This window comes from Tautonia marina, assembly GCF_009177065.1.
GTDB lineage: Bacteria > Planctomycetota > Planctomycetia > Isosphaerales > Isosphaeraceae > Tautonia > Tautonia marina.
In genome coordinates, this window is record NZ_WEZF01000035.1 from 24,789 (window position 1) to 38,625 (window position 13,837).

8 protein-coding genes are annotated in these 13,837 nt (G+C 64.1%); 3 read left to right on the forward strand and 5 right to left on the reverse strand.

Annotated elements, in window-relative coordinates:
• Nucleotides 1-82: 82 nt before the first annotated feature.
• Nucleotides 83-2,665 (forward strand): alpha-amylase family glycosyl hydrolase, encoded by a 2,583-nt coding sequence (locus tag GA615_RS26285; protein ID WP_152054326.1) that lies wholly within the window; start codon nt 83-85, stop codon nt 2,663-2,665.
• Between the two features lie 209 nt (nt 2,666-2,874).
• On the opposite strand, the gene GA615_RS26290 is transcribed toward GA615_RS26285, so the two are convergent.
• Nucleotides 2,875-3,492, reverse strand: coding sequence for a TetR/AcrR family transcriptional regulator (locus tag GA615_RS26290; protein ID WP_152054327.1), 618 nt, complete (start codon nt 3,490-3,492; stop codon nt 2,875-2,877).
• Between the two features lie 207 nt (nt 3,493-3,699).
• Here GA615_RS26290 and GA615_RS26295 point away from each other — a divergent pair, with 207 nt between their 5' ends.
• Together GA615_RS26295 and GA615_RS26300 are read left to right on the forward strand one after the other, a co-directional pair.
• Complete coding sequence (locus GA615_RS26295) at nt 3,700-5,187, forward strand: efflux RND transporter periplasmic adaptor subunit (RefSeq protein WP_152054328.1); 1,488 nt, start codon at nt 3,700-3,702, stop codon at nt 5,185-5,187.
• Nucleotides 5,188-5,247: 60 nt separating this feature from the next.
• Nucleotides 5,248-8,556, forward strand: coding sequence for an efflux RND transporter permease subunit (locus GA615_RS26300; protein WP_152054329.1), 3,309 nt, complete (start codon nt 5,248-5,250; stop codon nt 8,554-8,556).
• 120 nt (nt 8,557-8,676) lie between these two features.
• On the opposite strand, the gene GA615_RS26305 is transcribed toward GA615_RS26300, so the two are convergent.
• The 4 genes from GA615_RS26305 to GA615_RS26320 form a co-directional block, all read right to left on the reverse strand.
• Nucleotides 8,677-9,681 (reverse strand): trypsin-like peptidase domain-containing protein, encoded by a 1,005-nt coding sequence (locus tag GA615_RS26305; RefSeq protein WP_152054330.1) that lies wholly within the window; start codon nt 9,679-9,681, stop codon nt 8,677-8,679.
• Nucleotides 9,682-9,810: 129 nt separating this feature from the next.
• A complete protein-coding gene (locus GA615_RS26310) occupies nt 9,811-11,376 on the reverse strand; it encodes a WD40 repeat domain-containing protein (RefSeq protein WP_152054331.1) in 1,566 nt (521 codons plus the stop codon).
• The gene (locus GA615_RS26315) at nt 11,360-12,280 is read right to left on the reverse strand and encodes a hypothetical protein (RefSeq protein WP_152054332.1); all 921 of its coding nucleotides are present in this window, start codon (nt 12,278-12,280) and stop codon (nt 11,360-11,362) included. Before GA615_RS26315 ends, GA615_RS26310 begins: the two co-directional genes overlap by 17 nt.
• Nucleotides 12,281-12,659: 379 nt before the next feature.
• Nucleotides 12,660-13,724, reverse strand: a complete 1,065-nt coding sequence (locus tag GA615_RS26320; RefSeq protein WP_152054333.1) for a hypothetical protein — start codon at nt 13,722-13,724, stop codon at nt 12,660-12,662.
• Nucleotides 13,725-13,837 lie beyond the last annotated feature (113 nt).

Sequence of the window (13,837 nt, forward strand, 5' to 3'; positions counted from 1 at the left end):
CAGGCCTCACAGGTGCCCGTCCCCAGTTTCGGCAGGGGCGATGCAGACAAGTGAACACCGCTCGAACCCAGGGCCGCGCGCCATGATCACGGTTCCATTCGTTTATCAGACCGCCATCGCTCGCAACGACCTGTTCCGCAATCCTCGCCTCGTCGGGAGCTGGTCCAACGGCCGACACTCCGAGGACTGGTCCGAGTCTCCCATGCAGACTCGCCAGGGTGCTGATGGCTGCCCGGAGTTCGTCGCCTCGGTCCCGTTTCATCCGGATCAGGTGGGCCGAGCGTTTTCCTGGGGTGTCCGCGCGGATGGACCCGAGGGACCAGATCGTTGGCTCATCATGACCGAGGTCCGGGATCGGGCCTCCGATCATCGTGTAAGATCCTTCCGGCTTGAGTCGGACAGCGCGGAGCGTGAACAGGTCGATCGCCTCTCCGTCTCGCGCTGGCTGGGCGCCCAGAAACACCTTCACAACGGATCGGCGTTGTTGCGGTTCGCGGTCTGGGCCCCCAACGCCCAGGATGTTCAGGTCATCTTCGGCAAGACCTGGCACAAGGACGATCAACAGGCCGCCTCTCCCACGCCGCTGAACCCACCAGGCAGGGCAAACGCGCGCTCAGTTCCCTTCATCGACATCTTCGGCGGCTACATTGCCGACAACGAGCATGGCGCGCTCGAAGGCCATCCGGCCCTGCCGATGACCCGCCGGCCCGATGGTGTCTGGGTCTCGGAAGTCTCCCCCTCCGAGGGACCCTTCTTCGAGGACTACGATCACCGCCCATACATGTTTCGCGTGGTTCGAGACGACGGCAGCGTCGTTTATCGCACCGATATCCACTCCCGCTGTCAGATCGGCGGCGGCACCTTCAATCCGAACGGTGCGCCCTACCACGAGCGCCCCCTCATCCTGGAAGGAACCCGAAGCTGCTCGGTCATCGTCGACCCCGACACGATCACCAGAGAGGACCAGATCTCAACCTCCCCCGAGCGGATCTGGCCCGAGCAGTTCGTCTCTGCCGACACCTTCTGGAACGGCCTGGAACGGCCCCGACGACGTGATCGATTGACCTACCCTGGGCGCGTCGAGGACCTGGTCATCTATGAGCTTCACATGGGGGCCCTGGGCTTCGGCCGCATCGACCCGTTCTCCGGCCAGCCGGCCCCCGGCACGCTTGATGACGCCGTCCGATTGCTCGACCACCTGGTCGATCTGGGGGTGAACGCCGTCGAACTGCTGCCCCTTTCGGAGTTCGGCGGCGGAGGCGCGAACTGGGGATACGCCACCAGCCACTATTACGCCATCGAGTACGCCGGTGGCGGGCGCGACAGCTTCAAGCACTTCATCCGCGAAGCCCACCGCCGGGGCCTCGCGGTCATCATGGATGTCGTCTACAACCACTACGTCCACGACGCCAACCGGGCCCAGTGGATGTACGACACGACCCGCCACGACCGCAACTGCTACTACTGGTACGAAGGGGGCACGGGCGATGACCCCGCCTTCGATGCCGCCGTCGCTCCCGATCGCCGCGGCCAGGGCGGCTACGTCGATAATCTCTCGACCGGCTTCGCCCCACGCTACTACGAGGAGCTTGTTCGCAAGACGTTCATCTCCAGCGCCGTCGCTCTGGTCGAGGAGTTCCACATCGACGGCTTCCGCGTCGATCAAACCACTTCGATCCACGGCTACAATGTTCGGCATGCCGACGGCCGACGGGTCGACGACGCCAACATCTTCGGCGCCAAGCTGCTCCGCGAGTTCGGCCGGACCCTCAAGGCCATTCGCCCCGACATCATCCTCATGGCCGAGGATCACTCGGAATGGGACGCCCTGACCACCTCCCACGATCAGGGCGGCATGGGCTTCGACGCTCGCTGGTATGCCGACTTCTACCACCATTTGATCGGCGATACCGACAAGGGCTCCGACTACGCCAAGCTGCTCAAGGTCGCCGGCCTGGGCACCAACGAACCGCTGGCGATGGGCTACTTCGCCGGAGCGCTCGCCGCCAGCGGCACAAAACGCGTCGTCTATCACGAGTCGCACGATGAGGCCGGGAACGGCCACGGCACCGCCCGGACCCTCACCGTCGCCGTCAACGGCGCCCCGCTCATCGGAGAAACCCGCCGCTGGGCAGAGCGGCGCGCCCGCTGCGTCTGCGGCCTCGCCATGCTCTCAGCCGGGACGCCCATGTTCCTCTTCGGTGAGGAGGTCGGCGCCAGCAAGCCATTCCTCTACAACGCCGTCCTCGAGAACCGCGAGGACCTGTTCGCCTTGCGCGATGGCCCGGGTGCTCACCTTTTTGCGTTCTACACCGATCTGATCCGCCTTCGGCTCGACCCCGCGAACCCGGCGCTCCGGTCCCGACACATCAACGTCCTGCACTCCCACGACGTCAACCGCGTCCTCGCTTTCCATCGCGCATCCGACGGACAGGAGTTTCTCGTCATCGCCAACCTGAACGACCACCCGTTCGAGCAGGGCTATGCCATCGAGCACGGGGCGATCTCCAGCGGCGACTGGCGCGAGGTCTTCAACAGCGATTCCCAGAACTACGACGGTTGGAACGTCGGCAATTTCGGAGCCACCATCCCCAGCCCTCACGGCCGCTTCGAGGCAGTCCTTCCCGCCGCGGGGTTTGTCGTCTTCCAGAAGGAGAGCCCCTGAGTCGCGTGAGGATGGAAACGCGTGCAATCGATCAAACGCGGCACGATCTCGATTCGTGGGGACAGGGGAAATGAACCCGGCTTTGAACACCAACTTTAGCATTGATTGCTATGTGTTAGTGTACTCATAAGTCCAATCGATTTCATTGCGGGAAGGTCGAGTTCCTGGTGAGACGGATCATTGCTCCTCGGTGTCGCGAGGTGTGACGCTCAACCGCACGGCTGACTGCGGCTCGGTCGAGGTGGATCTGCGAAACAGACGGCCAGACTCGCCGTTAAGCACGCCACGAGCTGTTCCCGATCGGCGTCCGCCAGTTCTTTCGGCTGAATCATCTGATAAAGAATTGCGAATCCTGTGAGCTGAGCGATGATCAGGCCGGCTCGGGTTCCGGCATCGGGCCCGCCGAGACGTTCCGCCAGGAGCGGGAGGTTGTTTTCCTCCAGCTTTGCCCGCAGCAACTCGGCCGCGGCCGGCTCCGTGGCCGCGCGGAGCAGCAGAAGCAAGGGTATCCGGCCCGAGTCCGGCGCATCCGGTCGGCCGTAGACCATGATTCGGGCAAGCCGATCGGCCAACGTTGCTCGGTCCCCCTGGATGAGTTCGCGGATGTCGAAGGCTCGCTCGATCACCTCGGCAAACAGGCCCTCCTTCGAACCGAAGTAGCGGTTGATCATCGCGGCGGTCACCCCGGCGTCGGTGGCGATCTCTCGCGCCCCGGCGTGCCCGTACCCTTTGCACGCGAAGTGTCGGGTGGCCGCCTCAAGAATCGCCGTCCGGGTGGCGGACGAATCCCGACGCCGGCGCCCTGGCTCGATTTGATCTCCTGGCATCTGTCGCACCCCCTCTCTCTAGTAAACGGAGGTTGACATCGGAAGTCAACCACCCTATCGTTCCTTGGTCAACGGCGGTTGACATCTGCCGAGGCACGTCCCAGGACCACCTGAGCCGGGCCCAGACCTTGACGAGACGTCGGGTGGAGGGGGTGGTTCCAGGTTGGGCCTCGGCCCTGTCCCGGCCACCTTTCGGAGCGACTGACCATGAGAGCGAACTACCGACTGGCCGCCGGCCAGACGGCTCCGAAGGCCGGGATGATCACGGTCGCGGCCCTCGGCCTGCTTGCCGCCACCGGCTGCCGAGAGCCCGAATCCCAGGCCGCGCCGCCACCGCCTACGGTCGGAGTCGTCGAGGCCCGTCGCATGACCGTCCCGATCCTCTCCTCGCCGACCGGCACCACGCGGTCGTTGCGCGAGGTCGCCGTTCGGGCCCGTGTTCGGGGGTTCCTGACCGAGCAGCCGTTCGAGGAGGGCTCGTTCGTCGAGGAGGGGCAGCTCCTGTTCGTCATCGAGGAGGAGCCGTTCCAGGTCGCCCTGAAGTCGGCCGAGGCCCGGCGAGACGAGGCCGAGGCGGCCCTGAAGAAGGCCGAGGCGTCTCGGGCCCGCGAAATCGCCGAGGCGCAACTGGCGGTCGATCATGCCCAGCTTGAGCTGGCTCGGGTTGAGGAACGCCGCCAGCAGACCTTGATCTCCCGCAACGTCGCCACTCAGCAAGAGCTCGACGAGGCGATCGCTCGCCGCGAGAGTTACGCGGCACAAGTCGAGGCCGACCGGGCCCAGTTGGAGCAGGCTAAGGCCGATTATGATGTGAACATTCTTGCTGCACGAGCTCGCCTGAACGAGGCCGAGGCCGCCGTTCAGGCTGCCAAGCTGGACCTTGGCTACTGCCGGATGTTCGCCCCGATGAGTGGCCGGATTGGTGAAGCCCGCGTTAAGGTCGGGAACCTTGTCGGACCGACGGCTCCTGGAGGCGCCGACAACACTGAGCTTGCCACCGTCCAGCAACTCGACCCGATGGGCGTCGACATCCGGGTCAGCTCCCGCTATCTCGAACGCTTCTCCCGGCTGATCGCCGAGGGCCTGGCCGTCCGGCTCACCCGGACTGGGCTCGAAGGTGAGCGGCCGTACCCCCACGAGGGTCGGGTCAACTTCTACGACAATCGCATCGACCCAAGTACCTCGACGTTCCTGGTCAAGGCCGAGGTGCCCAACCCCGACGGTACGCTGCTGCCGGGTGAATACGTGAAGCTGGAAATGACCATCGACGTGCTGGAGGACGCAATCGTCGTTCCCGAGCAGGCCGTGGCCGAGACGCAGGCCGGGCCGGTCGTCTATCTGATCGACGACGACGGCACCGTGGCCATCCAGAGTGTCGAGGCCGCCCAGACCCACGATGGGATGCGCGTGGTCTCGGCCGGCCTTGAGCCCGGTCGCCAGGTCATCGTTGAAGGGCTGCAACTGGTCCGGCCCGGCATTCCGGTGAACGCCCAGCCGGCAAACCTCCCCGAACCGGTCCGTCCCGCTGCCGAAGACCGAACTCCGATCAGGCTGCCCGATGCCGAGGTCCCACCCGTCGACGAGACAACGGCCGATGCCGACGCTCGGGGCTCCGATCAGTCCGCCCAGGGACACTTGACGACCCCGGACGACCAGCCGAACGACTCTCGACTCGAGTCCGAGCCGGCTCCCTGATCTGACCGTCCCGCGCGTCCTTTTTCGTTCGGTCTGAAATCAACGAGTTGATCATCCCTCATGGTTAAGTTCGTCAACTTCTTCATCACCCGGCCGATCTTCGCCACGGTGCTGGCCTTGCTGATGCTGATCATTGGCGGCATCAGTCTGTACTTCCTGCCGATCGCGCAGTACCCCCAGATCGCGCCGCCCCAGGTCCAGATCACCACCGCCTACACCGGGGCCGATGCCGAGACGGTTGCCGAGACGGTCACCACGCCGATCGAGCAGCAGCTCAACGGAACCGAGGGGATGGCCTACTTCTCCTCGAACAGCACGGCCAACGGCATGGCGAGCATCGTGGCCACGTTCGAGGTCGGATACGACCAGGACATTGCCGCGGTCGACGTACAGAACCGCGTGCAGACGGCCACGCCTCAGCTTCCACCGGAGGTCAAGCAGTACGGCGTCTCGATCAAGAAGACCTCGACCGATATGGTCTGCATCGTCAACCTGGTCGACACTTCTGGAGAGGAACGCTACGACCAGACCTTCCTCGACAACTACGGCCAGATTTACATTGCCGATGCGCTCAAGCGCGTGCCCGGTGTCAGCGACGTGATGGTCTTCGGCCGCAAGTACGCGATGCGAATCTGGATCGACCCGGATCGCATGGCCGAGATGCAGATCGCCCCGACCGAGGTGATCCAGGCCGTGCAGCAGGAGAACCTTCAAGCGGCCGCCGGCAAGGTCGGCGCCCCTCCGGTTCCTTCCGGACAGGCGTTCGAGTACCCGATCACCGTCAAGGGGCGGCTCAGTGAGGTCTCGGAGTTCGAGGAGATCATCGTCCGCCGACGTGACGACGGGTCGATCGTTCGGCTCAAGGACGTTGCCCGCGTCGAACTCGACTCGGAAAGCTACGAGACAACGGTCTTTCTTGATGGCATGCCTGCCGGTGGCATGGCAATCTTCCAGCACGCCGACGCCAACGGCCTGGCGATCGTCGAGCAAGTCAGGCACGAGATGGATCGGCTGGCGAGGAACTTCCCGCCGGGCCTGGAGTATCGGATTCCCTACAACACGACCCTCTACGTCGAGGAGAACATCGCCGAGGTCGAGCACACACTCGTCGAGGCGTTCCTGCTCGTCATGGTCGTGGTGTTCATCTTCCTCCAGGGTTGGCGAGCGACGGTGATTCCGATGCTGGCGATCCCGGTCTCGCTGATCGCCACCTTCGGGCTGATGGCGATCTTCGGGTTCTCGATCAACACGCTCACGCTCTGCGGACTGGTGCTGGCAATTGGCCTGGTGGTCGACGATGCGATCATCGTCGTCGAGAACGTGGAGAAGTACCTGGAGCGCGGCTACCGTCCCCTGGCGGCGACCCGAGCCGCGATGGCCGAGATCACGGCGCCGATCGTCACGATCACGCTGGTCCTGGCCGCCGTCTTTATCCCGGTGGCCTTCATCCCGGGCCTGACCGGAATGCTCTACAACCAGTTTGCCATGACGGTTGTTTTCTCGTTTATCTTCTCGGCCTTCAACTCGTTGACGTTTAGCCCGGCGATGTCTCGGTTGTTCCTGAAGCCGAAGCATCACGGCGAGTCGCGGTTCTTCCTGTTCCGCTGGTTCAACCGAGGGATGCGGTGGCTGGAGAACTCCTACGACGGCATTCTTGAGTTCACCGCTCGCCACTGGTGGACCATCGTGGTGCCGTCGGTCGGGCTGCTGGCCCTGACCGCCTGGATGCTGATCCAGCGGCCCAAGGCGTTCATCCCGACCGAGGACCAGGGATACCTGATCGCCGCCGTGCAGGCACCCGACGGGACCAGCCTGGAGAAAACGACAGAGCTGATCCGCCGCGTCGACCTGATCGCCCGAGAACTGCCCGGAGTGGAGCATACGGTGGCCGTCAGCGGGCGGAACATCCTGAGCAACACGGCCCAGAGCAACGCGGCCTTCGTCTTCCTGCCGCTCAAGGAGTGGGCCGAGCGCGACGATCCGGAGCTGAGGGCCGGAGCGCTGACCCAAACGCTTCAAGGCATGCTCGCTTCTCAGATCCGAGAAGCCCAGGTGATGGTCGTCGAGCCGCCGCCGATCCGAGGTCTCAGCCAGACCGGCGGCTTCGAGATGATGATCGAGGACCGCGAGGGCAAGGGGGTCCAGGCCTTGCAGCAGGTCGTCGACCAGGTGCAGGCCGCCGCCGCCGAGCGACCGGAGCTGGCCGGCGTCTTCTCGACCTTCTCGGCTCGAGTCCCGCAGGTCCGTTTCGACCTGGACCGCACCAAGGCCAGGCGGCTTGACGTCCCGATCTCCGACGTTTTCGCCGTCCTTCAGACGAACCTCGGCGCCTACTACGTCAACGACTTCAACCTGTTCGGCAAGGTCTGGAAGGTGATGCTCCAGGCTGAGGGAGAGGTCCGCCGGCGGCCCGAGGACATCCTCGACCTGTTCGTCCTCAACCGGCAGGGAGAGAAGGTCCCGATGAGCGCCCTGGGAGAGGTCAAGTACATCCTTGGGGCGATCGACGTGCCTCACTACAACCTCTACGCCACGGCCCGAATGAACGGCGGACCGGCCCCCGGCTTCAGTTCCGGTCAGGCCGTCGTCGCCATGGAGGAGGTCGCCCGCTCGGTCCTCCCCGAGGGCTTCGACTTCGAGTGGACCGGCACGACCTTCCAGGAGCAGCGGACGGGCAACCTCTCGGTCTACATCTTCGGCCTCTCGGTCGTCTGCGTCTTCCTGTTCATGGCAGCGCTGTACGAGAGCTGGATCAGGCCGATGGTGATTATCCTGACCGTGCCGCTGGCCATGTTCGGGGCCGTCCTGGGGCTGTGGCTGTTCGACATGCCACTGGATGTCTTCGGCCAGATCGGTCTGGTCATGCTGATCGGCCTGGAGACGAAGAACGCGATCCTGCTGGTCGAGTTCGGCGTCGAGATGCGCGATCGGCGCGGGATGGGGATCATCGAGTCGGCCAAGGCCGCCTCTCGAGAGCGTCTGCGGCCGATTCTGATGACCTCGTTCGCCTTCGTGATGGGAGTGCTGCCGATGGTAACTGCCACTGGAGCGGGTGCCTACAGCCGGAACTCGCTGGGGGTGGTGATCGCCTTCGGGATCGCCGTGAGCACGGTGCTGGGGCGGTTCGTCATCCCGATCTACTACGTGCTGGGTGAGCGAATCATCGACGCATTCTCACGTCCCCAGGACGAGGAGGAAGAAGACACCCTCGGACCCGCCCACTCGGGGCACGGCTCGGCGGCCCACCACGCCCACGCGAACCCGCACTCAAGGCCCGTCCCAGTTTCGTCTCCGATTGGCTCGAATGGCGAGGGAACGAGTGGGGGGCCTGGTCTTCCCGCTCCCAACCCGACAGGGAATTCCCAGTGAATTTCCTGTGAGGGCAGACGGTGGTTGCCTGACGGGATTGGCTCCGTCGGAATCGGCGACGGGGCCACCATCTCGAGAATCGAGGAAAAAGAATCATGATGTGAAGAAGTTTGGCGTTGCTTATTCTGGGATTGATCCCCCCATTGATTGAGTGATGGCCGACATCAGGCTCGCGCAGTTGTCGCGCCGCTCGTGGCCCCAGTGAAGGCCAAGGAGCTTGAGGTCGCTGGTCAGGATGGGGGCGCCCGAGGAGCCGGGTTCGGTGTTGGCGGAATGCTCGATCAGCCCCCGAGTGGCGTCGATGTTGGTGATGGAGCCGAGGGCGATTTTCAATCGCTCACCGCGGGGATACTGGAGCACGAGAATCGGTTCGCCGTTGACCGGGGGGCGGCTCGGGCCGGCGGGTTTCAGGGGATCGCGCTTGATCTGACGGGATCCTTGCTGGATCAGTTCGTCGCCGACCCGCTCGGCCAGCCGGACGAGTGCGAAGTCAAGCTTCTCCGGCGGCGACGATCGAACATGCCAGGTATCGTTGGCGGCGAGCGACACGATGCGCTGGGTTTGGAACGGCAGACCATCGTCGGGAGAAAGGAAATCATCGAGGATGAAGCGATCTCGGGCCGAATCGGAAGGTCCCGGGCGATCGTCCCCCTGCATCAAATCTTCGATGACGTGGAAGTTCGTGAGGAGAAGGTCCGAGCCGACGAGGAGTCCGGTGGCGGCGTCGGAGGCATTCGCCACCTCCAGGCGTCCCACGGCCCGAGCCATGCTGGAGAGGCTGCTGAGCCACGGGCCGAAGTGCTGGAAGGTCAGGTGAGCCTGGACGAGCTTTTCCCGAGTCGCCGTGGCCTGGTCCGGCATCGGGATCGGTGCGACCGCCTTTCGAATCGCGGCGTTGTCCGACCGCTGGATGCCGGCCTTCGAGATGAACTCGGTGACACGGTCGCGGTTCTCGTAGTAGCGAATGACATCGAAGGAGACCGCGCCGTGGGCCTTGAGCTTGCTGCTGATCCGATCGAGATCATCGCCCATCTCTCGGCGCAGGAACTGCTCCAGTTCGTCCGGCGAGAAGGCGTCGACGACCGCGTCGTGGAGCGCCTTGAAGTGGTCGGGATCGAGCCTCATCGCGGGACGACTCCGGTCAAGAAATCATGCCATTGGAAGACGATACGATTTGAGTTTGGTCTTCTGCTTGCATGTTCACAAATTTGAGAGATTGGCGCCGATCGAGTGGATCGGCGAATTCCGGGTGATTCAGGGTTCGACCGCCTTGATTCTGGGGGCGCCATCCTCATCTAAAAGGACGGCGGGGTCGAGGCCGCCGACGAAGAAGGGCACACCGGGTTCGGTGGCTCGGGTGCGCTCGGTGACAGTCCCATCGGGGTTGATGGCCAGGAATCGGGGTTCCCACTCCCTCCATTGCGTTGCGCCGATCGATTTCCCGTCGGAGGAGAGAGCGGTTTTGACCACGGGAGCCTCGGTGGGTGACTCCGACACGAACCTCCACCCGGTTCGCGTTCGCTCGAAGACGGCCAGCGATCCGGAATTCCCCACCCCCGCCCCCACGACCAGGGTGCGACCCTCGTCGGAGAATTCGAGGGTCGAGGCGAAATTCTGCTGGAGTTGGTGGTCGAGGACCGCTTCGGCCTGGTCCAGGTTCCAGAGCTGAACCTTGCCGGTCGAGGTTCCTGTGGCAAGCCACCGGCCCTCGGGCGAGAAGGCGGCGGAGAGAACCGCGGCCTCTCCCGTGTCCAATCGGGTTCGCTTCACCTCAATTTCATCGGCATAGGTGAGAAGCTCCGCGCCGCCCTGACCTTGATTCACGATCAGCATGTAGTGGTGATCTGGAGACTCGGCCAGGACCGATTCGTTCGGTCTGAGCGAGACCTGGCGGCTCGGGGACAGGTCCGGGTTGCTCAGGTCTCGAATGGTGGTTAATCCCCCTCCTTCAGGAACCGCGATCCGATCGCCGAGGATCTCGGAGCACATGGGATCCAGACGCAGCGAGGTGAGAACCTCGTTGACGCGAGGCGGCAGGGCACGCGCCCGGAATTCCGGATCAATTTCTGAGCCCCGGATGGTGTAGGACGAGATCGCCCCATCCTCAAAGATCTTCCACAGCTTTTTCGGTGTGCGAAACAATTCGTCTGGGGGTTCGGCAGACCTGACGTATTCGAGCGAGACGAGGTCATCGGCGCCGGTGAGTTTCTTGGCGGTGGCTTCCCGGCGGAGTCGGCCGTACTGGGCGGCCAGAGCGCGGTATTCCGGGAAGTCGAACCCGGCGGGGTCCGGTTCGTTCTCCGCGATTCTGGCCCCTTCGGTGATCCATTGCATGGCCCCATCGACCCACATGGACAGGGGGCCGTTCGGGTCTTCCGTCATCGCCATCATGGCCGGGTCGACGCGGAGACTCCGGGCGACCAGCGAATATCCGGTATTGCCGAAGGTGGAGGCGATCTCGCTGTACCGGGGCATCATGATGACAATCTGTTGTTGCGCAGTCGGCGAGAGGTACTGGACCATGACGTTGTTGAAGGAGACTAATTGTCCACTCGGCGGGTAGACGTATAGGCTGACGGGGTCGCTCACCCCTGGCGGCACCGGAACCAAGTGGCTTCCCGGATCATTAGGATCGGGCTCAGAGGCGTCGCCCAACCCTGCTCCCGACATCCGCTTCAGGGAAAACGAGGGATTGCACAAGACCTCCCCGTCGGAATCGATGGCCTTGACCCGGATGACCCCCTGGGAGGCCGCCGTTGCCGACCAGGCCATGATGAGCAGAGGAACAAGTTGCAGGCAGCGGCTAGTTCTCGTCGTCATCGGTCAACCTCCGGAACGAGATCATTGAGCGCAACGCCGTCCGATCCATATCGGGAGGGAGGCCTCCGGTCGTTGCGGGTTCGGATGGCCGGATGCTCATGACCATGTAGAGACGTTCTCCCAGCTTGCACTCCGGCAATGTCAGGAGAAGAGGATTGGGGCCGTGCTGAACCGGACCTGGCTGTCTGACCAGAGTCGGCTCCTGATTGCCTTGCCGCTTATAGAGCTGGGCGAGGATATAGCTTCGCGCCCCGACAAGGGTTCTGATCCTGGTGCGCTCCGTGGTTTCCTCGAACGGACCGAACTCGACCACCAGATTGGCAATCTCGGCGCCATCGACGTCGCGTATCGAAGCACGTGAGAGTTGATCTGCAATGGTATCCACCTCTGGCCAGTTCGAAGGCTTCGAGGGGGGAGTTGCCAGGGGAGTGTAGATTTCTGCCGGCCGAACGAGTTTCGCATCCCAGGGGTTCTGAGTTTTTGTGGCAGTTGGCGGGGAAGAGCGGAGGGCGTAGCCGAGCAACCCGCCTGCCCCGAAAGCGAGCATCAGGCCCAGGGAAACGCCGATCCAGACACGACGTTTTAGGTCGGGGACGGGCACGCGGACGAGGAACCGCGAGGGTGGAGGGTACGTCTCGGAAAAATGTTCCCGAATGAAGGTCTGCAACTTCTGGTTCGTTGGCACGGTCTTCAGGGCCTCGACGGCAAGGATGTGGACGCGGTCAAGCTGCTCGGCTCGGCGAATGAGCTTTTCGACCCGGTCGTCGATCAGATCCTTGTCCGCAAAGACCTTCTCCCAGTCAACATTGAGCGCCGGTCGCGCCAGTTGCTGGGTCTCGTTGAGGCCCAGGGCGTCGGTGAGCGCTTCTTTCAGCGACTCGTAGACGTCAGCGTTCAGCTTCATTCCGCCGAGTCCTTTCACATGGGGCCATATTACGCCACCTTGCTTACGATACCCGTCTCGTCTGGATGAGTAAACCGATCCAGCGTCAAGCCGTCCAGAAAATCCTGATTTCACCTGGATCATGAGCATGGGCATGGTTGGCTTCGTTTCGCGCAAGGATGCGTGATGAAGTCGAATGATTCCATGGGATGGTTGGCGACGGGCTTGGAATGCGGGAAACGATGGACCAAGGGGGATGAATCCAGGGGGTTGGGATGGGTTGAGGACGCAGAGATTCCCAGACAGGACGGACTGATCGGGCCGCCGGGCGAGGGTTCGAGGGTGGGGACGATCGGGGGCCGGGCTCGGGAACGACGGGCCAGGCGCGGGAGGCTGAGAATCAGGAGCGTCGAGCTTTGGCAGCCTGAGCGCGGCGGGCTCGTCGATTGGCGAGGGGAGCGGGAGCGTGGGCCGGGCTGAGGACGGGAGACAATCGAACGAGTGCCGGAGCGGGGGACGAAGCGAGCGGCGAGGATGGCGGGGTGTTCCTCGCGGAGGAGGACCGATCGGTGTCGGAGGGGGTGTTGGGGGGTGGGGAGGGGTGTCGTGTCGGGCGAGTGGGAGGGGGTGGCGCGGTGGAGTGATGGGGCTCGGACCGTTGAGGTTCGGCGGCGGCCTGAAGTCGACGCAGTTCGGTTCGGCAGCGGTCGATCTGACGGCGGGCATCGGCCGCGTATCGTTCCAAAAGGCGTACGTCGGCCGAGTCGCGGCCGAGTCCCTCCGCGGTGTCGTCGCGGGAGCGGGCGTCGCGGTCATTGAGCGAGGTGTCGAGGCGACCTCGAAGGGCTTCGATGCAGCGACGGACCAGTTCCAGACCCGGAGCGGCCCCGCTGTCTTCGGGATCGAGATCCCAGGGGCCCGAGCCCTCTCGGGCCAGGGCCGACACGCCGAGCAGGTCCATTGCCAGGTTCCAGAGTTCGGGGGTCCAGCCCTGGCAGCGGGTGATCGCATCGGCGACCTCGTCCCAGCGATCGAGGAGCCAAAGGACGCCGTGCTTGCTCTGGAGAAGCTTCGGCTGGATGACTTCTGGACGGGATGCCAGCGTCGCGGCCAGGGCGGCGACCTCGGCGGCGCGGTCGTCATCCCAGCTTTCGAGGGCGCGTTCGGCCTGGTCGGCTCGGGCGGCGAGGATGCGACAGGAGCAAGCGTCCAGCCGAACCGACTCGGCGCAGAGTCGTTCAAAGAGCCACTGCTGGGCCGGGCCTTCGGGGCGATAGGAGTCGCGCCACTGCTCGATGCGGTCGGCGATCTGGTCGGCCAGGGCGGCCGGTGGGGTCGAGCCGAGGCGCGACAGGCCGTGCTTCAGGGCATTGCGTGCCGATCGGGCTCGCCCTTCGAGGGTGCGAGGGCCGGTGGAGTGCAAGGCGTTGAGACGGTTGGCAAGCGTTTGCTTCAAGGTGGCCATGAGGTGCGATCTCCCAATAGGTGCGCATTTCCAGGACGGGTTGCGGCGTGTCGGACGGGAGGGGAAGATCGCATCTCCCCCCGTCCTTTAACTATCAGAAGAATCGAGAGGCT